This window comes from Candidatus Defluviibacterium haderslevense, assembly GCA_016712225.1.
GTDB classification, from domain to species: domain Bacteria; phylum Bacteroidota; class Bacteroidia; order Chitinophagales; family Saprospiraceae; genus Vicinibacter; species Vicinibacter haderslevensis.
This window is the reverse complement of the sequence record JADJRL010000003.1, coordinates 4,620,693-4,643,168: the sequence shown is the minus strand read 5'-3', so window position 1 is coordinate 4,643,168 and position 22,476 is coordinate 4,620,693. Positions and strand designations below refer to the sequence as shown.

The following is a 22,476-nucleotide window of genomic DNA, read 5'->3' as shown; positions in this document are numbered from 1 at the left end:
CAGTAATTATTACCAGTGGAATACTCTACAACCTATACTCAGGACAAGAAACACAATCCTTAAATACCTATAAAAATCAACACCAATTATACTCTTCATCCCATTGGATTGCTAAAAGCAATCCAATATAATTTGCGTAATAATGCATATCCTAGCAATATTTACAGAGTTAGAGATAAAAATGCTATTTGTAATAATTAGACAAACTAAAGCTGGATAGATAGATATACTGGAAGAAGGAAATTACCAGATAGGATCACCAGATCAGAATTTATGAAGAAAGCTTGATTGTCAGTTAAGATAGTGTCTAAAACGCTCAATTCTCTCATATATCGAGGTTTGATTAATATCAGTAATGAGAATCATAAATCACTAATTCACCCATCACAGTGGAAAGGAAAATAGATACTACACTACTCCATACACCCAGAGAACTGAATGACATAAACTAGGGAACAATGTTATCCAAGTCTAGTGAACGGAGGTGTAAAACTAAGATTAAACTAAAGGATATTAAGTACTAATTTTTACTTGCCCATTTAAAAATCTAAGTGCGCACTCATTACAAACCACTAAATAACCTAAATTTACAAAATATTCTAATAGAAATTAGAATATTGGAATTTGGATTGATCTTAAAATTATTATCTTGAATACAAGATAATTCATTATATAGATCGATTTTAAAACAAATGAATTACAATAAGCCATCTATTATTTTCTATAGATATCCAATATTTGCTTTAAAACAGTAGATAAATTAACATCAGTTCTTTTATGCAAAAATTTATTTAGTCTGTTTATTTTTTCATGAAAATAAATTTTGATATATTTGTATGTCAAAATATTGATAAAGAAAACTGTAATTTGCTTTCGATTTTGTTGGATTAATTTATTAGTCAATTATATTAAAAAATTTGAATACATATGACTGAATATAAAAATAAAATATATACATTAGGCGAAGAACCTAAAATTGGCGATTTAGAAGTATTTGGTAAGTTTCAAAGCGATATTGATGAAATGATATTTTTTTTGCAACAATTTTCAAACTTAATCTCTGATAACGGACATATAATATCTTTCATATCAGATGAAGTGTATCTAGAATTAAATACAATTCTAATTGATTCATCTGCTAACACTTTAAAAAGTATAAAATATTGCTGCTCGATAGGATGTTTTAGTGATGCTAATACACTTGTGCGAAAAATTCGAGATGATTTATTATTGTATATTTACTTACTTGAAATAATCAATTCTAGGGAAGTATTTGATATTAATTCATCGAATAATATAAGTAGTGAAAATACCCAGATTGAAATTGAAAGATTAGTAGAAGGATTAAATTCAACTAGGGTTAACAAAAAAATTAGGGATGATGATAAAATATTAATTGCATGGTGTACAAATACAATAAATGAACTTCCAAAGAACTTACAAAGAAAACTAGGTTTTGCAGATTATATGAACCGAATTAAACAAAATACACTAGTATCAAATATAATTGAAACTTATGCTTTAAATTCATACTGGAATAAATTAAGTTTACAATTAAATAATTATGTTCATAATAATGGAAAAGAATATACAAAAAGAAATATAGTTAAAATTGGCCCCAATGTTAAAAGCTTGCTAGAGGAAATAAGTAAAAATGTTAGTTTAGTGTCTTCTTTTTTTATTGTATTAATAATAATGATTGATCCAAGGTTAATTTCTTCATCGGACTTAATAGACTATCTAGACTCTGGACAAGAGCCACCTGATAACTGTCAATATTGGGTAGCTCCATTTATTCAAGAATTTATCGATATTAAAATTGTGAAGCTTCACCCTGAAATAAAGCAATACTTAATAGATAAAAATATTCATGGAATGGAAATAAAATAAAATAGCAACTTCTAGGCAACAAATAGTTGCTTTCATAATAAAAAATTAACTATTTAATAAGTAATATAATTTGATATGGGTGTAAAAAGAAGATTAACTACAGAAATATTACAAAACAGAGATAGTTGTATTATAATATCTTTTATAATTATAATTCAATATTATACAAGTATTTCAACAGATGTGATTTTTAAACATTTCCTTGTTAAACATAATAAAGAAATCGAGTCTATGACAACTCAAGGCATTAGTATTAATGGCTTAAGTCCAGAAGAAATTTATATTAAACTTTCAAGGTATATTTTTGAAACAAGCAATGGAAACACTCAATTCAACAATACATATTTGTTAGAAATATTTCAAGATTTAATTATATCATATGATATTGAAGCCAAAATTGTTAATTTTAATACTGAAATAAGTTCCGTTGAAAATGATCTTATATCAAAATCAGCTTTTGCAACCATTACATTACATAATGAAGTAGATGTTCATGTTGTTCCAATAGGATGGGATGAAGAATTCTATGCAATTAACCACGGAAATTATATTAATATTGGTAATTCTATTCTTGAAATTCTTGATAAGTTAAATTGTACTAGTTTAGGAGATGGAGTATTGTTTAATAAAAATGAAATTACTTAATATTAATTAAGATAATATAATGCACTCAAGTTCAAACTTTTATTATTATGAATCTAGCAATTCCGATACTTATTTGTTTGATATTTAATCAATAATATTACTTAACCTGTGGATAACTCAAAAAGCTAAAATCAGGATAATAAACTACCAATTCCAAAATAACCAATAAAATAAACACCAATTATACCTTTCATCCCATTGGATTGCTATTAGCAATCCTTTTCAAATTTGCTTCAAAATGCATATCTCAAATGGAAATGAAAGTGATATAATATCGGCATAATACAACCTAATAAGTTTCCTGAAATGTTCTAATCGAACACTTGGAATCCATACTAAAATCGAAGCTGGCGAAAAAATTTGCCAATTTGGCAATTTCTGCCCTCTACGAATCGAATTGAATAAAGACTAAAGTTAGAACACTAGAAAGCTAATCATTTTCTAATCATTAATTTTATGTCTCATCCATCAAATTATTTAAGGATGTATCGTAAAAAATCGCCATTAACACAGAGCGATATGGGATTTCTAATTGGCCTTAAAGAAATCTCAAATATTTCCAGATATGAAAAAGGTCAAAGACAACCAACGATTGAATTCCTTCTGAATTACCATCACATATTTGAATTATCGATAGAATCATTCTATGAACCAAAATCAGAATTGATTAAAGGACAACTCACTGAAAGGATACAAATGCTCATATTGGAGATAAAAAAAAGCAATAACACATTAAAGAATACCCCTAGAATTAAATTTCTTGAACAAATTATTATTAGGCTAACTAATTATATAAATCAATGACTCAATCAACACAAAGGAAGAATATAGTTTATGCATTGTATCCTAATGCGAATGGTTTTGGTTTCGTGTATTTGGAGAATCCTAGAAAACTCCTAGATTATGGATCTGTTCGGATTAATCCTATAAGTAATAGAAAGGTGCTAGAGCGGATTAAGAGATCACTTGATTATCTTAGACCATACCTAGTTATAATTCAAGACCCAGAAGGAAAGGCTTCTCGAGTAGGTAGAAGAGTCCGCAGATTAATCGATAAAATTATTGTCTTAGCAACGGAAGAGAATCTCAAAATAGTCCAATACTCTAGGGATCAAGTTAGAGATGTTTTTGAGCAATTTGGAGCGGTCACCAAATATGAGATAGCTAAAGTCCTACTAACTGAATTCAAGGAATTGGAATTGCGGGAACCTAAGAAACGCAAGACTTGGCAAAGTGAGAGTCATAATATGCCGATTTTTGATGCACTCTCTTTAGCTTTGACATACTATTGGGTGGAGGAATAAATAATATAAATTCAAATCCTGTTTAAATTCCCAATATTTAAAGCTACGCCTAGATTTAAAAATGAAATTATTATTTAATTTAAACTTTTAGGCCAAATAACAAAGCATTTATTTGTTATTATTCAATTAATTGTAATTTCCAATCAACTATTTGTTAAGCTGCCTAAATGAATTTAATCAAGATACTCTATATTGTATTAATAGGAATTCAGAATTGATATACCAAAAAATATCCATAATTTGAAATACAAGAAATTAATATTTCAGATGCGTAATTACTTATAAATATTTTTAATATATTTGTAAGTAAATATAAAATCTAATAATTATGAAAATTTGGAAATTGCAAGGAAATTTGATATTAATCACATCAAGTTTTTTTTTAATACTTCCACTAAAATTATACTCTCAAGACATTATATACTGTATTGATGGAAGAGTAATGAAGTCAATTATAAAAAAAATTGAAGACGATAATATTACTTATAGTTATTTTACTGATAAAAATAATGTGCCTTATGAAATCTCAAAAAGAGAGATTACTGGTATTATTTATCATGATAGTATATCCGTAATGTACAACAATATATACACAGAAAAATTAAAAGATCTCCTAAAAGGGAAACTAATGCCCAATGAAGCTGAAATGCAAATAATAAAAAAGCACAATGTGCCAGGTATAGAAACTCGAAAAATTAATCTAAGTTTGGAGACAAATTATTCAAGAATACTAAAGTATAAGAAGTTTGAAGAAAATAATTTTTTAAAACTAGAAATGCAAGGAGACGTTATTAAAAAAGCGCATTTGACATTAGAAGGAGAGAAACTTGCCCTTAATGGAATTCAAATTGATAAGGCTTATGGAAATTCTTATATTGAAGTAAAAGTAGGTGACTTAGAATTCGATAAAATATTAGAAATTGTAGAAAGATTAGATACGAATGTAGCAATGGTTCAATTAAATTTGTTGAGAAAAAATATTACTAAGAGTGGAGAAATATTTGAAATAATTAATGGTGAATTTACTATCTATGAATATTTTGTAAAAAGCAATGGGGATTGGAAAATAATAAATAAGGAAATTAAAACTCAACAAAAAGAAGTACCTAAAAAAATAAATAATCATGTTCTTAAGACTCATCAGAATTCGAATAACAACTTCAAAGACAAATCTGAAGATAGGGATAAAATAATTGATGTTAGGAAAAAGGAAGTTATAGGAAAATTATTATACAATGATGGTAAAATATATGAGGGTGAATTATTAAATGGCCACAAACATGGAGAAGGTAAAATAACCAATGTTGATGGAACAACTTTTGAAGGGAGGTGGAGAAATGATACCATGGTAGGCAATGCAACTATTATTATTCCAAATAAGAGTAAATATAGTGGAGAAGTAAAATTAAATGGAATTAAAAATGGGAACGGGACTATTACATTTAATGATTCAAGCACTTTTGTTGGGCAATTTTTGAATGATAATTTTTATATTGGAAAATTAACTGATAAAAAACAAAAGGGACATTGGGTAATATATACAGGTGAATTTAAAGACAATCAATTATATCACGGAACAATTGCAACTATAATTTTGAACTGTCCAAAATGCGATGTGATTATCGCTGAGTTTAATAATGGAAATAAAGGTCTGGATATCGCATATAAACTCAATGAATATGAAAAGCATTTAACTATAAGAAAAACAGAAGTCAAATACAAACCAATTAAAAAAAATCGGGTAGAATTCGGTTTGGCATTTTCTGCGGGACGCGATTATGCGAAAATCTCTGGAGCAGATGCAGATCTTAAAGATTCAACTAGTTTTGGATATTCACCTTCCATATTTATGAGCGTTCAAACATCTAAAGCCAGTTTAATTGAATTTTCTGTGCATTACACTTCAAAGCAGTTTAGATTTTATAATTCCGGAAATAATTATGAATATAATTTTGAGAACCAATATAGCTATAATACAAATAATGCGAAATTGCAATTTCAAGAAGTCGGAGTATCAACTAAATTTAAATTCAGCTTCATTTTTATTGAGGGATTTATTAATAAAATTATTAGTGCAAAAAGAACCGGAGGGATTTTTTGTCTAGATAAGTTAGGTGTAAATGATAGAATTAGTGATAATTATAAATATGACTTTTTCAGTCTCAAAGACTATCCTGTGATTTCTGGTCAACGCCCAATGAATGAATACATTTACGGAATTTCAGGCGGCTTAGAAATTAGAGGTGATCATGTATTATTAGGCATGGGATATAGTTTGAATTTATCAAATTATTTTAATAAAAATTACCAAATATGGAGTGAAGATAATAACATTGACTTTTATCCTACTAATGAAATTGATCTGAAAATTGGTTATTTATTTTTAAAGATGGGATATATTTTTTAGGTTGTAATGAGTAGAAGTTTTTGTTATCCAAAATAAGGAGTCATTTATATTAAAGCTTTGATTTTACAAAACTGAAGTATATTCAAATGATATCCCGGTCAACTTTTCTTTCTGCATTATTTTTTTTAGAGTTTCGCTAACATACAAACCTGAAGTAATTTCCCAAAATTCTTGTGGCGCAAAAAACAAATGATAATCAATAATTTTTGAAAGAGAAAAAACTGGTTTTATAATATGAGAAGTATCCTTAACGAATATAGTTTTTTGATTATCAAGCACATCAAGTTTTTGTCGAAATCTTGGAATATAATATTCCTTAATTTCATCCGCACCATTTATAATAGCCTTTATCCATATAATTCCTTCCTTGCCGGTTAATTGTGCGCTTATTACACTTTTCATCTTTTCAGACATTAGTGGCCACGCAAGATTATTTGGTTGATAATCTAACCATATATGTCTCAATCCTGACAAATCATCACTTATTATCAATCCACCTTTTCCTCTTGAAACTTTTTTAAGGAATAATGCAAAAGGTAATTCAGACTTTTCTATGACTTTGGATATTAATTCATGAGCTATTGGCGTAGCTTCTTTGGTACAGGCAAAAGCTGTACTTGGTTTTAAATTTTCAGCTAAGAAATAATATTTAGTCATTGTATCACCAACCTGTTTTATTAAGTATATTAGGATTTTGTAAAAGTGGTTGTTTTACATATTTATCAAACAACTTTAAAAATTTAGTTGGATTTCCTGCAGCTTCTAAATCTGCAGCTTTCATTCCATTTAGAACAAACTCGTGATATTGTGCCGGATGCTTAGAATAATGATCAACATCAGAAATATCCACTTTATTCCAAGCCCCATTAAGCTCTAAACCATATTTGTTTGCAATTACTTCGAACTGAGCAGTGTACTTAGAAAGATGCTTATTAGAAGCGATATGATGTATAATATTTTTTCCACCTTTTGCGGCAAGATCTTTAGTATACTCACCTTTTTTAGATAAGTCAATGACGTCATCAACCTTTTTTAAATATTTTACTCCTTTACCAGATGCATCACCAACAACAGGAACAATGCTTATACCGGATAAGAAAGCACTTTTAAAATCTCCTTCAGTAATATAAACAATAGCGTTTACTCCGTCGGCAAATTCACCTATTACAGGAACAAGGCCTATAGCATCTAAACCAAAGTGAATATTCTTTATTGAAAATGCTTCTTTAAAACCATTTCTAAAAGTGTTATTCACAATACCGCCATAATCAGTTTCGAATGGAACAGTACTATTCCCATTTGTTCCATAACCACCACTGGTACTATTACCTCCATTGGTGAAAATTCCTCCATTTAAAGTATTTTCACCAATAGTTGAATATCCTCCATTAATTGTGTTGCGACCATTGGTACCATATCCACCATTAGTTTCATAACTTCCTTGAGTATTATTTCCACCCTTGGCTTCAAAGCTTCCCTTTGAATCATATCCACCTTCAGTGTCGTAATCTCCCTTAGTATTATAGTCTCCTTTTTCCTTGTAATCACCTTTAGTCTCGTAATCACCTTTGGATTGATAGTCACCCTTTTCTTTGTAATCACCTTTGGACTCGTAATCACCTTTGGATTGATAGTCACCCTTTTCTTTGTAATCACCTTTAGACTCGTAATCACCTTTGGATTGATAGTCACCCTTTTCTTTGTAATCACCTTTAGACTCGTAATCACCTTTGGATTGATAGTCACCCTTTTCTTTGTAATCACCTTTGGACTCGTAATCACCTTTGGATTGATAGTCACCCTTTTCTTTGTAATCACCTTTGGACTCGTAATCACCTTTGGATTGATAGTCACCCTTTTCTTTGTAATCACCTTTGGACTCGTAATCACCTTTGGATTGATAGTCACCCTTTTCTTTGTAATCACCTTTGGACTCGTAATCACCTTTGGATTGATAGTCACCCTTTTCCTTGTAATCACCTTTAGATTCGTAGGTTGGATCAACTTTATAAGTAGGGTCAACTTTGTAACCTCCTTTTGTTTCGTAAGTTGGATTAATTTCATATCCAACTTTTGTTTGATTATCTAATTTAACATTATATGTTGGATTATCAATTTTGTAATCACTTTGGGTTTCATAAGTAGGATTATACTCATAGGTAGGTTGAATGTTATAACTTGGTGCTGGTTTGCTTTTTTGTTTTACTTTATAAGTTGGTTTTACTTTATAATCTCCTTTAGATTCATAAGTTGGCTTTACTTTATAAGTAGGCTTAACCTTATAGGTAGGATTTACTTTATATGTAGGGTCAATTTCATAGCTTCCTACGCTTTGGGAGTATGTAAAAAATGAACTTAATTGAATCAATAAGAAAAAAAATAAATGCTTCATCTATTGCATTATAAAATTAAAATCCAAATATATATAATATTTAATAAATCTTACTTAATTTGAAAGATTTAAGTAAATTTTGCAATTAGAATGCATGAAATACTTGTTTTCTGTTAAAAAATTGGGGGGTATAAGTTTTACATTATTCAAATGATCAAATGTGAGATATTTTTAAGCAATTTCTAAATTGAGATGTATATAACTGAATTCAAGAACTCGGCATCACGTGAACATAAGAAAAGGACTTTGGGATAATGAGGCCGAAATATGATAATATTTGAATTGATGCACTCTCTTTGGCTTGGTACTATTTAGAAGAATATTTAAATAATAAAAGATGTGTAAAATAATATTAAACACTAAAATTAATAAATTCAGAAGTTAAAATGCCTATTTTTGCAATGAAGGCAAAGCTTTATGATTACAACTAAAGTAAAGTTAAGCAAATTAAAAAAACCATAACTCAACAAACTAAAAACTTATATATGCCAGAAAACGATACTAAGTTCAGAAAAAAAATTAATGAACTTGGAGATCTTTGGAATAAGCAAAAGAATAATGGTATTAAGGTTGTTATATTGCTATTTTTAGTAATTAGTCTATTTGCCCAAATCTTTCCACCAATACAAGCATTTGTTTCATCGCAGAAGTATATGCTTCTTGCAATTGCAGGAGCTATGATGTATATTATATTTGACTCTATAGTATCAACTCCGCAGAAATCACGATTTGATCAATCTGTTGTTGCAGTTCATTTTACTGATCTGCGCCCTTTCCTTCATACTGCGTTTAAGCAGGCGGTAATCGAAATCAATATTGCAGCTTATTCTGGAGAAACATTTTACAATTTATTGACAGAGTTTTTACAGGGTGTTTTAAATGGAATTTATAAACCTCGTCGACTGTATTTACGTTTAATAGTCCCTGATTGCAAAGCATATATGTTTGTTCCCTGTGAGGTTGATAATCTTAAAGTAAATGAAGATTATAAAAAATCAATTCAGGAAAGAAATAATCGATTTGCAAATGAATTTGTACACTATTTTTCTGATATTAAAATACGATTTCCAGAAATAGATATTTTACTGAGTATTCGAAAACATAAATTTTCACCGTTATTTAAAATGATTATGATACAACCTAAAATAGTATTTTTTGGTATATATCCATTGGCTGAAACACCAATAAATATAGGTGGTGAAAATATTAAAGTTTGGGACTTTAGGGGAGAGCGTGTTAAAATGGTTGGATTACAATTTGATGGGACAAAAAGTGAAGTAGAACTTGCCAATGAAGTTTCACAATGGTTTGAATCAGTGTGGAAAAATTTATCTGAAATATTAATAGAGATTTAAGCAAGTATAATTTAGTAAAATGAATAAAATTAATTGGCTTATAACTGATTTTGATAGGACGCTTATACAATTATTTTCGGATTTAGATTTAAAACAACTTTTTAAAGAACTAAAAGTTGTTTATTTGGAGAATGGAGTGAATGAGAACTATTTAGTTCCAATGAATGATCCATATGAGATGTGGGTTGCTACATATAAATATCTGCAAAAACAATTCAATCCCCTAAAGGCAAAGGAAATTCATAGTATTGCCACATCAGTAATAACAAAATTTGAAATCAAAGCCTCTAAAAACGCTATTCTGCTACCGAATGTTGTAAATACACTTTTATGGTTAAAGAAGATGAATATCAACTGTGCAATTGTTTCAACCAACTCAACTGAAGCGATTAAACTAATTTTAGAAAGAAATAATCTTTCAGTTATCATTACACAAGTATTTGGCCGTGATGATAACATTCCAATGGAAGAACTAAAACCAAGTCCTACACTTATTCATCGAGCGATTTCAACCCTAAAGGCCAACCCGAAACATTCAATTTATATAGGAGATAGTAAAGATGATATGATTGCAGGGAATTCAGCAGGCATACCTGTGATTGGGGTTTTAACAGGAAAGACGAGCGCCAATGAACTTTTATTGTCTGGTGCTCATATAATTCTATCTAACTTTTCATCTCTTCAAGAATTTGATCATCTTTTTTGAATTTCAAAATATTGAAGAAAATAAGTAACATTCTAGAAATTACAATCAATTAATGTGAATAGGTTGCCACTGATCATAATGATATCTATTCTTTATTAGAATACAATTATTGTATACATCAAAGACTTGATTAAGTTTAGTACATTGTTGCCCATTTTTGCATCAAGATAAAACGAAGTTATAAGTTTCTGTTTATTAGAGTAATATCCCGTTTTGGACTTCCTATAAATTGATTTTTGTTCATTTCAAAATTTCGCCATGAGAAGTACCCCACCAATGAATCTGTCTTATTTGTTAATATATCCAAGTACTTTATAGTTGTTTTGAGGTATAAATTATATTTAATATTATCTAAAGTTTTTCCATCAAAATCGAAAATATAGCTCCATATGACACCCCGACCAATCTTATTTTGTGAAGGAATAGAAGATAAGGGAGTAGTTATTTGTTCAAGATAAATTTTCTTAATAAGTGTATGAAGAGTGTCATCGGTAAAAATTAATAAAATAGTACTATCTTTAAATTTCGATATTGTTCTGTTCCCAATATTAGTCAAAGCAATTTTGAGATAATATTCTTGTTTCTCAGAATTTATTTTCTCAAAGTGAGGACTCCCCAAGAAGGTAAGTTCTCCTTTATTCTGAGCTATTTTATTAGATTCATCATTAATTATTTGTTCAATCTTCTGATTTAACTTATCAAGTTTTTTTAAATTAAGATATCTCTCATTTAGGGTCGCAAGTGTATATGCATGAATTTTATCAATTTGAGGCTCTATTGTATCTAAGTACTGAAGTTTTGTACTTATTTTATTAGTGACACTTTTAACCTCTGAGCGAAATTCTGTTTCTTTAGTTTCTCTGGCTATTTCGCCTTGGCTTATTAAATATTCTTTAAAAATTGCAATTAATGTTAGAACTATTACACAAACATAGAAATTTATTCCTTTATTGGTTAATTTGAATGGTTTCTTAGAAGCATTGTCTATTAATTTTCCTTCAATTGGTATAACCAATACAGGAATTGAAAGTAGTATTAAGAAAACATTAATAATGGTCAACATTCTTGAATTATGAATTAGATAAGCAAATAGGTATATTTAATAATTTATCCTTATATTGTATAAGAGCATCTTTGAGATATAAATTATCGGCATTTATAATAGTTTCAGGACCTTCTTTTTCATTAATCGGAATAACTACTACGCTATTGGCAAGTAATTCCCATGCAAATAATGAATTTAAAAAAGAGAGACAAAGGAAGAATTTAACTTTTTTCATGGAGTAAAATTTCTAAATATCAATGAAACATCGAACCTTCTTATATAGTGATTGAGTCCTAATACAAATATAACTTACGAATAATAAACATAGTAATTATGAATCAAACAGCCATTTCAAAAAATGGAAACCGTTGACTCATTAATACTTGAAGATTTCAACTTCAAAGTCTTTTTTCCATAAAACAAATTTATCTTCATCAAATTCAATTTTTTGAAAACCAAGACTTTCAGCTACTTTAATAGAAATATTATAATCGGACTCCTCATCATTAAGAAGACTAATTTCAATAGAATCATTATGCTTAAATAGATTAGGAAAAATAGCATCTACCATTGCATTTTTAATGAATCCTTTTTTTCGGTAGTTAGGGCTAGTGAAAACATGCAAGTCCTCTTCCATAATATAGACAACACTAACGCATTTTCTGGATTCTGTTTCTAAAATAAAGTAAATGCTATTATATGATTTAGGATTACTTCTTGCAGGAGTAGGAAGTCCTAAAACTAATTTCAATATAACACAATTAGTAATTTGCTCAGACATTTTCACATCGGGTAAAGTATCAGAGTTGTATCTTAAAATATACTCTGCCAAAGTAATATTTGTCATTTCAGATGCTTAAAATTAGTTATACTAAATCCCTAGAATTGTCCTTTTGGTGTCTTATGTATTTAAGTTTTTCTAATTGGGAATTATCAATCTCAAATTGAAATTCCTTTTGTCCAAAGTTCATACCTGAAATATACGAATTGATTGAGTGAATATGTTCCAACAATTCCAGCAATACCTTTGGTTCGTATTTAGCAAGAAAATACCCAGCATTAAATCCCTTTATATATTTACTTTCAACATTTTCCATCAGAAAGTGTCTTTTGAATGTTTTTCCAAATATACATCGATTGAATCGGTATCATAGAGAATTATTTTCTTTTCTGGTTGAGAGAATCGAATCTTTCCTTCATCTCTTAATTTTTGTAGTGTAGTCTTGCTCTTAATCCGAAGTTTTGACATAGCTTCTTCATCAGAAATCCATTTATCTCTTTTGAAACCTTCCTTTTCTTTAATACGAGCCACTACTGTTTCAATAAGAGCATAAAAAGCTTCATCTGATAGGCAAATGACTTCCATTAAGTCAAATTTTATATTTCAAGCGGTGATTAAATAAATTATTTTTTTTCATTTGTGTTGAGCAATTCACATTCCTCACAGAAAAGCTTATTTACTGACCTATTTGTAATTTTAATGATGTTATATAAGTAATGTCAAATTATTATATTACACAATTGCGTTTATACAGTTATAAGGTGTTGTTTTATGCTCAACTCTATTTTTAATCAATTTAAATCCAAATGTAGATAATTTTTTAATGAAACGTCCTTAGATTAAATTTTTAAGTATTTCTTGCAAGTTAATTGCATAAAGTACTTATTTGTATAATTGATATTTAAATTCTTATTTTAACCTAAAGAAGAGAAAGGATTACACTATATGTGAAATATCTGTTTTTTTTGTGAAAAAAATAATTATAGGAGGGCAGCACATTAAACACCACTTAAAAGGCCACACCTAGATATAAGGAGTAAAATATAAAACACAAATAAACTCATTGTACTTATTTCCTATGAGAATCGAATATTTAACTTTATAGTTTGATTTTTGAAGGATTGACTTACTTTTTATCTATAGTTTTGACATAGTCTCTTAGTAAGAAATCAAATTGTCTCCTTTTATTCCTTCTTTATCTTTTAACCGTGCAACTACTGTCTCGATAAGAGAATAAAGAGCTTAATCGGACAGGCAAATGAAATCCATAGTACAAATGTGAGTAATTTAAAAATACTTCAATTTGAATTTATAAGTTAAATTTTGGAAAAATATGCTGGCAAATCGCTGGCAAATAAAAAAGGAGCTATGAAAACTACTTCATAACTCCTTGGTTTTCAGTCGGGGCGGAGGGATTCGAACTCTCGACCCCCTGCTCCCAAAGCATAATATTATATACTTTGTTTGCTAGATTATTTCTCGTTTGTTCTTATAAATATGCTGTATTTCAGTCATTTAGTATCATGTTATTCATATTTATTATATGAGTAATCATAGTTTCTGTATGCAAATCATATGCAAATGACTTACATTTGCATACAAACTTTTAAACAATGGATAAAAAGGTTTTCATTTCAATTGCCTTAGACAAACGAAGAAAAAAAGATAATGGTAAATATCCAGTCAAACTCAGGGTCTTTACAACAGAACCCAGGATTCAAAAGTTATACTCCACTTCTTTTGAGTTTACCGAAAAAGAGTTTCAAAATATCTGGATTACTTCAAAGCCTAAACAAGAGATCCGAGATATAAGAGAAAAGCTAAAGGATATTGAAAAAATGGCTTTTGATAAAGCTGAAGATTTGGTCCCTTTCTCGTTTTTTGAGTTTGAAAAAAAGCTGTACACGAGTAAAGGTGACCGTCAAAATTTGATCTTCAAATACAAAGAACAGATTGAACGATTTAAATCTTTGGACCAAATTGGAACAGCCAAAATGTATGAATTAAGTTTAAAATCATTATTGGCTTTCTCAAAGCAGTTATCCGGCAAAGAGATTGAATCACTTAATTTCAGAGAAATTACTTCGAACTGGCTGGAATTATATGAAAAGCACATGACTGGAACTTTGAATAGAAGTACAACTACAATATCCATGTATTTACGTTCACTTAGAGCAATTTTTAATAATGCGATCGCAGCTAAAGATATTGAACCCGAATTTTATCCGTTCGGCAAAAGGAAATATCAGATTCCAAGCTCTAAATCCGTGAAGAAAGCACTGGATAAATCGCAACTTAAAATCCTTTTCGATGCAATTCCCAAAACACCGGAACAGGAAAAAGCCCGAGATTTCTGGTTTCTATCTTATTTATGTAATGGGATCAATGTCAAAGACATTGCTCTACTTAGATATGAAAATTTAAATGGGGATGAATTGACATTTATTCGAGCGAAAACAAGGACAACATCTAAGTCGAACTTAAAAACAATCACTATTTATTTGAATGAATATTCGAAAAATATTTTATCCAAATACTCCAATACGACTAAGAATCCAAAAAATCATATCTTCACAATCGTTTCCGATCTGGATTCGGAATTAACGAAATTTGATAAAATTAAAAACTTTACTCGTTTTATAAACCAGAATTTAAAAATACTGGCTAAAGACAACGGTATTACTGAAGAAATCTCCAGTTATTGGGCACGACATAGTTTTGCAACGAATTTAATTCGGTCAGGTGGCTCAATGGAACTGGTCGGTGAATTATTCGGACATAGTGATAAAAAGACAACGCAAAATTATTTTGCTGGATTTGAAGACAATGAAAAGAGAAATATAATTTCAAAAATTATGGATTTTGGTTAATCTATATCAAATTTATTTTTCAGTAAAAGCCTTATGGAATCATTAATTACGGTAATGCAAAGTAGGAAAAATTAATTTGATAAGAACGAATTTTAAGTAGAAACCTATTTCAATTAAAAGTATGACAAAGTATATCATTAGTGTCAAAAAAGATCGACTTAATGAGCACCTTCTTGAGGGTGATCATGATTTTCTTTCCTTCTTAGATATATTAGATAAGTATACAGTTACTTTAGATACGCTAAGCAATTTTTCAATTGTTATAGATTATGAAATTCAAGTCCCAGTTTATTTATCTGCTTTGCAAGTTTTAAAATCTCATTCGAATAATGAAGAAATTATTGGAAAAAGAATACCACTTTATCATTATGTGAATGGATACTTTAGAGGTGTTCAATCTGATATTAATCCTGGTGTTGATAAAGTGGAATATTTATTGGAAAATATAACTTCAATTTTTCAATCAATGATTCAACCATTTCATTATGATAATACATATAGACAAATTTATGATTCAGGAATGGTTAGTCATTTAAATATAATTGGTTTTAGTGAAAATTTATGGTTTGAATATGGAATTCAAATAGGGAAGCAAAAGCAAGCTTGGGATATAATCTTAAAAGATCCTGATGCTTTTATAACATATTTAGATATGAAATGTGTCCCTCAGTCACAAAAAAGCATAATTAGTAACTTGTATGAAAATATTGTTACAATCAAACGAATATTACAAAAAATAGAAATCAACGAAGAGGAGAATTTTAAATCTAAACTTACAAATCAGGAAAAAGAAGAAAACAATTTTTTAAAATCAACTATTGAAGACTATCTTTTCCAATTTAAAAGTCAGATAAAAGAAAATGATTATGATTCTTTAGTCAAAGCTTTAATGCAATATTTTGAAAATGGTTCATTTCCTATATTATCGCAAAAGATTAAAATTGGTAAAGTTAATAAAAAAAAATTCGGCTGGGCATTAAATGAAATATATAGAACGGATAAGAGCGGTAAGTTAAGTTTGGAATATCTTAGGTTTGCAAATAAGTATTTATCAATCTTTGAAACGGTTACATTTGATGAAAATGACTACGTAAACAGCAATTTATATAAATATTTCACTACTAAACTGTAATAAAATAGGACTGCCCACTAAAACCACCAAAACCACTTTTTAGACCACCAAAACCACCTTGGATATTTGTAGCTAATTAAAACAGCTATATGCAAAATCCATTTGAAATAATTGAGGCAAAGCTTAATAGCATCGAAAATATTTTGCTTGAACTCAAACACAATCCAGAAATCCAGAAAAAATATCATGAGAATGATCGTTGGTTCGATCTTCAAGAACTTCGAGAATATTTACCTGATAAGCCTTCCAAAGCTACAATATACTCATGGGTTCAAAATCGGTCAATTCCTTATCATAAAGGAGCAAAAAAATTAAGGTTCCTTAAGTCTGAATTAGATGCCTGGATGAAGAAGGGGAGAAAGGATTATTCTTCTGGTTCAGATCTGCCAGTAGAAAGTTATTTAAAAATTAGAAAAGGAAATAAGTAATGAAAGATCAAATGAATACCTCGGAGGGTTCTTCGTTAAATGAACAGAAAAGACATTCTAATTACGGAGAGCCTAAAACAAAATCTGACTTCATAAATAGTAATAAATTTGAAGATATTAATTCTGAATTTGAAAAACTTAACAATGAATTCACTGAAGAAAATGAAAATAAAGAAAACCCTTTTCCTGTTGATATTTTGCCTTATCCTTTCAGAGAGTTAATTATTGAATGCAGCAAATCATTGAACTTTCCAAGTGACTATACTGGCACTGCTATACTTTCGGCCATCTCAACGACCATTGGGAAAAGTGCGAAGGTAAAAGTAAAGGAATCATGGTTTGAATTTCCTAGTTTTTACATAGCCCAAATTGGAAATCCAGGTGCAGCAAAAAGCCATTCTCTAGAATTAATGTTTAAGCCATTCCAAGAAATTGACAATTCATCGATAAAAAAATTCAAAAATGAATTTGAAGAGTTTGAATCCTTACAGGCAGTAAGCAAAAAAAATAGAAAAAGTCAACCTGGGAATATTAAACCTGTTTTAGTAAAAACTGTTTTGAATAATTTTACTCCAGAAATACTACACCAACGGTTGGCAGATAATGATCGTGGTTGTGTAGTTGTAAGTGATGAATTGGCAACTTTCCTTGAGGGAATGAACAATTATTCCAAAGGAGATCAGACTACTATTTATCTTTCTTTTTGGTGTAGTAAGCCGACATCAATTGACCGAGTTAAAAGTCCAATACCTTTGTGGTTGCCGCAACCATTTATTAATATTATAGGAGGTTTACAACCAAGAGTTATACCAAAACTTTTTCCAGCTGGTAAATCTGATAATGGGTTTATTCAAAGATTCCTTTTTGCTTTTCCTGAATTTTCAGAGAAGCAACCCATTAATGATATTGAATTAAATGAAACTTTGTTAAAAGATTACAGCGAATGGATATATAATTATAGGCAATCAAATCCAATAATTGTCGATGAAGAATCAGGGCATTCGAAGCCGAAGATTTGTTTTTGGAGTCCAGAGGCTAAGATTTTCTTTTATGATTGGCATAAAGAGCATATTAAGCAAGTAAATGATAATGCGGATAGTCTAAAAGGTGAAGTTTTGAGCAAGTTTGATATTCATTTTGTCCGATTGGCTTTGACGTTACAGATTATGAATGACAATAAAACAAACCAAATATCATTAAAAGCGGTACAAGGTGCGGCAAAGCTTTGTATCTATTTTCAAAGAAATATAATGAAGGTTTTGGACATATTGCAAAGTAGTAATCCTTCTATTATGCTAACAAATGATAAACAGAATTTATATAATGCCTTACCTGATAGATTTACTACTGCTGAAGCAATATCAATAGGTAGGGAAGTTGAAAGTCGAGGCGGAAATTACTTTGATGAAAAAGCAGTTGATAGGTTTTTAAAGAATCAAAACTTGTTTAAAAAACTTGCTCATGGGGATTATGAAAAAAAATTCAAAAGCTAAATGTCCTTTTTGTCCTTTTTGTCCTCAAATACAGATTTAGGGACGCTAAGGACAAAAAGGACAATAATGAAAACAAACTATGAAAATTTCGGAACAATCAATACATGCAGCTAAAGAGGTCCCATTGTTAGAAATTATCGAGCTTTTTGTTCAATTAAAACCATATAGGAACGGATACCAGGGACTTTGTCCATTCCATAAAGAGCGAACTCCATCATTTTTTGTAACTCCAGGTCGTGGTTACAAATGTTTTGGATGTGGAGCTAAAGGTAAAAATCCAATTGATTTTATTATAATGCATAATGGATCAACATTCATTGAAGCAGTCAATGAAGTTTTATGCTTATCAGGAATTCAAGCCTTGGAATCTGAGTACTGTTATCAGAATAAGATTCCAAGTATTAAAAAATCTACAACGAACAAAGAGCCGCTAACTTTTTCCCATATTCCAAACGAACTTGTCAATAGGTCCATTCAAATAGACCAAAATGGTTTTCAAATTTCAATGTCAAACAAATTTGTGGAATACCTCATTCATTACTTTGGTCCAGAAATTGCCAGTCAATTAGTAAGTAACTATTGTATCGGTAGTTCAAAACATAGATTTAAACACAAAGATTATCCAAATTATGAATGCCAAGCAGGTGCAACAATATTTTGGCAAAAGGATATAAATGGTAAAGTTAGAACTGGTAAAATAATGCTTTATAAAGCCAAGACGGGTAAAAGAGTAAAAGAACCATTCAGTCATATTACAATGGTTCACTCCATTTTGCAACTTCCAGATTTTGAATTAAGGCAATGTTTGTTTGGAGAACATTTGTTAAATGATAAATCAAAACAGGTCGCATTAGTTGAAAGTGAAAAGACCGCAATATTTGCCAGTGTTTATTTTCCACAATTTATTTGGTTAGCGACTGGTGGTATTGAGAATTTGACATATGCTATATGTAAGGTTTTAAAGGGAAGGAAGGTGATTTTGTTTCCTGATCTTAACGGTTTTGATAATTGGACTAGGAAAGCAAAAGAATTTTCAGGTATTGGAAATTTCAAGGTAAACGACTATCTTGAAAAAAAAGCCATTGAGTTTGCAAATGAAAACAATATTGAATTGGCAGAATTACGAAAAGAAGGATTTGACCTTACAGATGTTTTAGTGAGAATTAATTACAAAGAGTTTAACCGTGAAACTTCAAAGCCACTATTGATTATAGAAACATTTCCAGAATTAGGAACTACGGAAGTCGACAACATAATACAAATTCGAACAATTCCAGCTTATGTAAGTGAGACGGGAGAACTTTATATCGAAACACCTATCGGGACAACCTATACTATTTACCCAAGTATTGAACATTATAACAATAGACTATGTTTGCCGGATTTCATAGACAAAGATAAAATCTCTATTAATGGATTTAAAGTGGTACAGATTAATTTAGATTTGTTAAAAATAATTTTAAATGAAGATTGAAATGAAAAAGGTGTAAATTGGTGCTATGAAAAGAGTAATCAAATACCTTGAATTAGTTGCAAAATAATCCAATGTCAATTAAATGCAATTCATTTAACTCAAGGTAGTGTTAACCGACTTTTCGTTGAGCTCAAGTTAGAAACTTGTCTGGCTAGGCAATAACTTATAATCTCTTTAAATCCGGATATTCTTCTTTATCCCAATAGTCCTGGAGAGTTCCAACATCATTAAGCATCTCTGCATATACTTTGTTCTCTTTTATTAGATTCACGAATAATTGAGCAAACTTTTTAAATTCGACTGTAATTCGCATTAGATCAGGAAGAATTATTAGTACATTTCTTTTGTGCTTGAGCTCTGAGGCTAAGTTCATTGATTTATTCCTATCTTCGCCTGAATAATATTTCTCTAGAAAAGCTGGAGATATTATTTTATATTTATCTTCCTTTTTACGAGTATTATTCTCCTTATCGATTTCGTGAATTTGATCATCACCTTCAAAAACATACTTAGGATGATGCGTTAGGATAAAAGCTTTAGGATGTTTTAAAAAATTTGCCCATAACTTTATTTCTTTTACAATAACCATCTTTTCTTCTCTATAGGATTCGGGTAAACCAACTATTTTCAGAACCTCCATTATTTTCTCTGTAAACAAATACAAATGCATAATATAAAGTGAAAAAAAATGAAAATCATCTTTCAAGTGATGAGCACATTTTAAAAATGCTTCAATATAAATTGACTCTCTATATAAATGACATCCTATACAATTATGATCATTCTCTAATTTGTCACCAAATGCCTCATTGATGTCACACATTAAAGGCAACCCATCTTTACCACTCCACAATATCTCAGTATTAAAATACTCTAAAAGCTCACCTGTTATCTTTTTTAATTTCTTAGACATAATTTAAAATATTAACTAACTTCCAAATTATTTTTCACATCTTTTATGAACTGAGTTGATATTCCTGATACTATTAAGTAATCATGGTCATTAAAACACATCAAGAATGTGCATTCTTCATTTGATAGATAGTACACAAAACTAAATGTATCTTCAAGCAAAGTACATAGATCTTCAGAATTTAATTTTATTATTAACTTGGTATCTTCTATTGGATCAAGAAACAATAAAACATCTCTAAATCTAGTCGTAAAATCACAAGAATACTTCCATCCATTAACTAAAGATATACTTTCTCTATTGGCTTTATTTATTTTTTCCCATAAGAATGAATAATTCTCATTTTCATAATTAATAAAATTATTATCTACTATTTTCATAAAACTATCATACTCAGATTCATTAAATAAATAATAACTAATATTATTCTCTGCTAAACTTCTAATTATTTCATTATAAACTAAATTCATTCTAACTATTACTTTTTTGACCCTCCTCCAGCTGGAACCTCATCAAGTAAAATATGCACCTTTGACCGCCGCATTTCTGATCTTTTCCTTGAGTTTTGCCATCCAATATGCGGAGCATCTTGGCCTTAATTGGATGAGAAAAATTAATACTTACTTCATCACCACCAATAACTCGCTATTAAACAGGTATTGAATTTCCGTTGGCATCTTTCGTCCATTTAGAAACATACTATTGAGACTTATTTACACCAATTGCTTTGAAGGCTTCATTTAATAAATCATTAAACATTGCATCTTTACCTCTAAGATCTATATCATTTGCTTTAAGCTCATACCTCAATTTTGAAACTTATTTCAATCGTTCATAACCTCTTAGTCCATTTTAAGCACAGACCCCGATACAAATGTAATAAATTATCCAGCGGCTTGAAAATTTGCATCAATATAATATCCAGGATACGCTCCTTTTCCCAAATATGTTGCAACCATAGGTATTTTTACAACTTCTTGAGCAACATTTTGTGCTACAAATGTTGCCACAGATGTAATTGAAATCCGATCTGAGCTGCTGAGTCACTAGCAACCTTTACCCCAGGTGGTGGTGTTGAATATATGTCAATAGTTATTGGCCTGACTATTTTTTTACAATCTTAGGTTGATAAGCGGGGAACTTTCCTAGATTACAATAGGAGCCAGATCTTTAAACGCAGCGTCAAAAAAATATCAAGAAATCTCATAGGTATTTCTAATTCCATCTTTATCAAAGTAATTAATCTCTTAACTTCATTTGATCCATTGAGGTTTAGGGCATTGAATTCTTCGAGTAGTTCTATATCATCGCTCCAATGCTGGAATAGAATCAATTCATCATCTTTGGAAGTTTTGACTTTTGGATAATTGGATGCTTTGGATTGGTTATTGTAAGAAATTTTAACCTCAGCTACTAACCATGATCGCTTTGTTGGACTGAATACCTTCAAATTTTTCATTTTAAACTGGTTTAGATTATTAAAGAATATTTCTAAACCATTATAATTTATGAATGAATGTTGCTGAGGAGGGCATTTATTGCCAAAATTGCAAATTTAGGTTAAGAGCAAACTCATAATTTGACACATTTCTGTCAAACATATTTATAGCTTTTCTTCAAATTTTGGGTCAAAATCATACG

Annotated in this window: 23 protein-coding genes; 12 read left to right on the top strand and 11 right to left on the bottom strand. The window is 29.6% G+C overall.

What is annotated here, in order from left to right; all coding sequences use genetic code 11:
• Positions 1-927 precede the first annotated feature (927 nt).
• From IPK88_18115 to IPK88_18095, 5 genes are all read left to right on the top strand, one after another.
• Positions 928-1,890 (top strand): hypothetical protein, encoded by a 963-nt coding sequence (locus tag IPK88_18115; GenBank protein ID MBK8245347.1) that lies wholly within the window; start codon positions 928-930, stop codon positions 1,888-1,890.
• 75 nt (positions 1,891-1,965) lie between these two features.
• Positions 1,966-2,535, top strand: coding sequence for a hypothetical protein (locus IPK88_18110; GenBank protein ID MBK8245346.1), 570 nt, complete (start codon positions 1,966-1,968; stop codon positions 2,533-2,535).
• Between the two features lie 483 nt (positions 2,536-3,018).
• Positions 3,019-3,339 (top strand): helix-turn-helix transcriptional regulator, encoded by a 321-nt coding sequence (locus IPK88_18105; GenBank protein ID MBK8245345.1) that lies wholly within the window; start codon positions 3,019-3,021, stop codon positions 3,337-3,339.
• Positions 3,336-3,839 carry a hypothetical protein gene (locus tag IPK88_18100; protein ID MBK8245344.1) on the top strand — a complete coding sequence of 168 codons (504 nt, stop codon included), beginning with the start codon at positions 3,336-3,338 and terminating at the stop codon, positions 3,837-3,839. Before IPK88_18105 ends, IPK88_18100 begins: the two co-directional genes overlap by 4 nt.
• A 328-nt stretch (positions 3,840-4,167) precedes the next feature.
• Entirely contained in the window at positions 4,168-6,246 is a 2,079-nt protein-coding gene (locus tag IPK88_18095; GenBank protein MBK8245343.1) for a hypothetical protein, read from the top strand.
• Between the two features lie 63 nt (positions 6,247-6,309).
• Here the strand turns inward: IPK88_18095 and IPK88_18090 are convergent, their stop codons facing one another.
• Positions 6,310-6,903 (bottom strand): hypothetical protein, encoded by a 594-nt coding sequence (locus IPK88_18090; GenBank protein MBK8245342.1) that lies wholly within the window; start codon positions 6,901-6,903, stop codon positions 6,310-6,312.
• Positions 6,904-6,907: 4 nt separating this feature from the next.
• Entirely contained in the window at positions 6,908-8,638 is a 1,731-nt protein-coding gene (locus IPK88_18085; protein MBK8245341.1) for an AHH domain-containing protein, read from the bottom strand.
• Between the two features lie 485 nt (positions 8,639-9,123).
• Between IPK88_18085 and IPK88_18080 the strand changes: the two genes are divergently transcribed.
• On the top strand, positions 9,124-9,993 hold the full coding sequence (locus tag IPK88_18080; protein ID MBK8245340.1) for a hypothetical protein: 870 nt from the start codon (positions 9,124-9,126) through the stop codon (positions 9,991-9,993).
• 19 nt (positions 9,994-10,012) lie between these two features.
• Positions 10,013-10,699, top strand: coding sequence for an HAD family hydrolase (locus IPK88_18075; GenBank protein MBK8245339.1), 687 nt, complete (start codon positions 10,013-10,015; stop codon positions 10,697-10,699).
• Between the two features lie 178 nt (positions 10,700-10,877).
• Here the strand turns inward: IPK88_18075 and IPK88_18070 are convergent, their stop codons facing one another.
• The 5 genes from IPK88_18070 to IPK88_18050 all read right to left on the bottom strand — a co-directional run bounded on the left by IPK88_18070 (position 10,878) and on the right by IPK88_18050 (position 13,110).
• Positions 10,878-11,762: a hypothetical protein gene (locus IPK88_18070; protein MBK8245338.1), complete on the bottom strand. Its 885-nt coding sequence runs from the start codon at positions 11,760-11,762 to the stop codon at positions 10,878-10,880.
• A gap of 7 nt (positions 11,763-11,769) precedes the next feature.
• Positions 11,770-11,979, bottom strand: a complete 210-nt coding sequence (locus tag IPK88_18065) for a hypothetical protein (GenBank protein MBK8245337.1) — start codon at positions 11,977-11,979, stop codon at positions 11,770-11,772.
• Between the two features lie 141 nt (positions 11,980-12,120).
• Entirely contained in the window at positions 12,121-12,591 is a 471-nt protein-coding gene (locus IPK88_18060) for a hypothetical protein (protein MBK8245336.1), read from the bottom strand.
• Between the two features lie 19 nt (positions 12,592-12,610).
• Entirely contained in the window at positions 12,611-12,841 is a 231-nt protein-coding gene (locus IPK88_18055; protein MBK8245335.1) for a hypothetical protein, read from the bottom strand.
• Positions 12,841-13,110 (bottom strand): helix-turn-helix domain-containing protein, encoded by a 270-nt coding sequence (locus tag IPK88_18050; GenBank protein MBK8245334.1) that lies wholly within the window; start codon positions 13,108-13,110, stop codon positions 12,841-12,843. The genes IPK88_18055 and IPK88_18050 overlap by 1 nt, the downstream gene beginning before the upstream one ends.
• 1,028 nt (positions 13,111-14,138) lie before the next feature.
• Between IPK88_18050 and IPK88_18045 the strand changes: the two genes are divergently transcribed.
• From IPK88_18045 to IPK88_18025, 5 genes are all read left to right on the top strand, one after another.
• Entirely contained in the window at positions 14,139-15,395 is a 1,257-nt protein-coding gene (locus IPK88_18045) for a site-specific integrase (GenBank protein ID MBK8245333.1), read from the top strand.
• Between the two features lie 121 nt (positions 15,396-15,516).
• Positions 15,517-16,527, top strand: a complete 1,011-nt coding sequence (locus IPK88_18040; GenBank protein MBK8245332.1) for a hypothetical protein — start codon at positions 15,517-15,519, stop codon at positions 16,525-16,527.
• An 89-nt stretch (positions 16,528-16,616) separates the two neighbouring features.
• Positions 16,617-16,955: a helix-turn-helix domain-containing protein gene (locus tag IPK88_18035; protein ID MBK8245331.1), complete on the top strand. Its 339-nt coding sequence runs from the start codon at positions 16,617-16,619 to the stop codon at positions 16,953-16,955.
• Positions 16,955-18,448 carry a DUF3987 domain-containing protein gene (locus IPK88_18030; GenBank protein ID MBK8245330.1) on the top strand — a complete coding sequence of 498 codons (1,494 nt, stop codon included), beginning with the start codon at positions 16,955-16,957 and terminating at the stop codon, positions 18,446-18,448. Before IPK88_18035 ends, IPK88_18030 begins: the two co-directional genes overlap by 1 nt.
• A 79-nt stretch (positions 18,449-18,527) precedes the next feature.
• Positions 18,528-19,922: a hypothetical protein gene (locus IPK88_18025; protein MBK8245329.1), complete on the top strand. Its 1,395-nt coding sequence runs from the start codon at positions 18,528-18,530 to the stop codon at positions 19,920-19,922.
• Positions 19,923-20,085: 163 nt separating this feature from the next.
• Here the strand turns inward: IPK88_18025 and IPK88_18020 are convergent, their stop codons facing one another.
• From IPK88_18020 to IPK88_18005, 4 genes are all read right to left on the bottom strand, one after another.
• Complete coding sequence (locus tag IPK88_18020) at positions 20,086-20,835, bottom strand: hypothetical protein (protein ID MBK8245328.1); 750 nt, start codon at positions 20,833-20,835, stop codon at positions 20,086-20,088.
• An 11-nt stretch (positions 20,836-20,846) separates the two neighbouring features.
• Positions 20,847-21,305, bottom strand: a complete 459-nt coding sequence (locus IPK88_18015; protein ID MBK8245327.1) for a hypothetical protein — start codon at positions 21,303-21,305, stop codon at positions 20,847-20,849.
• An 8-nt stretch (positions 21,306-21,313) separates the two neighbouring features.
• On the bottom strand, positions 21,314-21,412 hold the full coding sequence (locus IPK88_18010; GenBank protein MBK8245326.1) for a hypothetical protein: 99 nt from the start codon (positions 21,410-21,412) through the stop codon (positions 21,314-21,316).
• A 573-nt stretch (positions 21,413-21,985) separates the two neighbouring features.
• Positions 21,986-22,294: a hypothetical protein gene (locus tag IPK88_18005; protein MBK8245325.1), complete on the bottom strand. Its 309-nt coding sequence runs from the start codon at positions 22,292-22,294 to the stop codon at positions 21,986-21,988.
• Positions 22,295-22,476 lie beyond the last annotated feature (182 nt).

What these genes read in the sequence shown, in the direction of transcription:
- IPK88_18080 (MBK8245340.1), top strand. Translation starts at nt 9,124, where the DNA reads ATGCCAGAAAACGATACTAAGTTCAGAAAAAAAATTAATGAACTTGGA.
- IPK88_18055 (MBK8245335.1), bottom strand. Translation starts at nt 12,841, where the DNA reads ATGGAAAATGTTGAAAGTAAATATATAAAGGGATTTAATGCTGGGTAT.
- IPK88_18035 (MBK8245331.1), top strand. Translation starts at nt 16,617, where the DNA reads ATGCAAAATCCATTTGAAATAATTGAGGCAAAGCTTAATAGCATCGAA.
- IPK88_18065 (MBK8245337.1), bottom strand. Translation starts at nt 11,979, where the DNA reads ATGAAAAAAGTTAAATTCTTCCTTTGTCTCTCTTTTTTAAATTCATTA.
- IPK88_18115 (MBK8245347.1), top strand. Translation starts at nt 928, where the DNA reads ATGACTGAATATAAAAATAAAATATATACATTAGGCGAAGAACCTAAA.
- IPK88_18005 (MBK8245325.1), bottom strand. Translation starts at nt 22,294, where the DNA reads ATGAAAAATTTGAAGGTATTCAGTCCAACAAAGCGATCATGGTTAGTA.
- IPK88_18110 (MBK8245346.1), top strand. Translation starts at nt 1,966, where the DNA reads ATGGGTGTAAAAAGAAGATTAACTACAGAAATATTACAAAACAGAGAT.
- IPK88_18085 (MBK8245341.1), bottom strand. Translation starts at nt 8,638, where the DNA reads ATGAAGCATTTATTTTTTTTCTTATTGATTCAATTAAGTTCATTTTTT.
- IPK88_18095 (MBK8245343.1), top strand. Translation starts at nt 4,168, where the DNA reads ATGAAAATTTGGAAATTGCAAGGAAATTTGATATTAATCACATCAAGT.
- IPK88_18025 (MBK8245329.1), top strand. Translation starts at nt 18,528, where the DNA reads ATGAAAATTTCGGAACAATCAATACATGCAGCTAAAGAGGTCCCATTG.
- IPK88_18050 (MBK8245334.1), bottom strand. Translation starts at nt 13,110, where the DNA reads ATGGAAGTCATTTGCCTATCAGATGAAGCTTTTTATGCTCTTATTGAA.
- IPK88_18060 (MBK8245336.1), bottom strand. Translation starts at nt 12,591, where the DNA reads ATGACAAATATTACTTTGGCAGAGTATATTTTAAGATACAACTCTGAT.
- IPK88_18030 (MBK8245330.1), top strand. Translation starts at nt 16,955, where the DNA reads ATGAAAGATCAAATGAATACCTCGGAGGGTTCTTCGTTAAATGAACAG.
- IPK88_18105 (MBK8245345.1), top strand. Translation starts at nt 3,019, where the DNA reads ATGTATCGTAAAAAATCGCCATTAACACAGAGCGATATGGGATTTCTA.
- IPK88_18020 (MBK8245328.1), bottom strand. Translation starts at nt 20,835, where the DNA reads ATGTCTAAGAAATTAAAAAAGATAACAGGTGAGCTTTTAGAGTATTTT.
- IPK88_18090 (MBK8245342.1), bottom strand. Translation starts at nt 6,903, where the DNA reads ATGACTAAATATTATTTCTTAGCTGAAAATTTAAAACCAAGTACAGCT.
- IPK88_18100 (MBK8245344.1), top strand. Translation starts at nt 3,336, where the DNA reads ATGACTCAATCAACACAAAGGAAGAATATAGTTTATGCATTGTATCCT.
- IPK88_18070 (MBK8245338.1), bottom strand. Translation starts at nt 11,762, where the DNA reads ATGTTGACCATTATTAATGTTTTCTTAATACTACTTTCAATTCCTGTA.
- IPK88_18015 (MBK8245327.1), bottom strand. Translation starts at nt 21,305, where the DNA reads ATGAATTTAGTTTATAATGAAATAATTAGAAGTTTAGCAGAGAATAAT.
- IPK88_18045 (MBK8245333.1), top strand. Translation starts at nt 14,139, where the DNA reads ATGGATAAAAAGGTTTTCATTTCAATTGCCTTAGACAAACGAAGAAAA.
- IPK88_18040 (MBK8245332.1), top strand. Translation starts at nt 15,517, where the DNA reads ATGACAAAGTATATCATTAGTGTCAAAAAAGATCGACTTAATGAGCAC.
- IPK88_18075 (MBK8245339.1), top strand. Translation starts at nt 10,013, where the DNA reads ATGAATAAAATTAATTGGCTTATAACTGATTTTGATAGGACGCTTATA.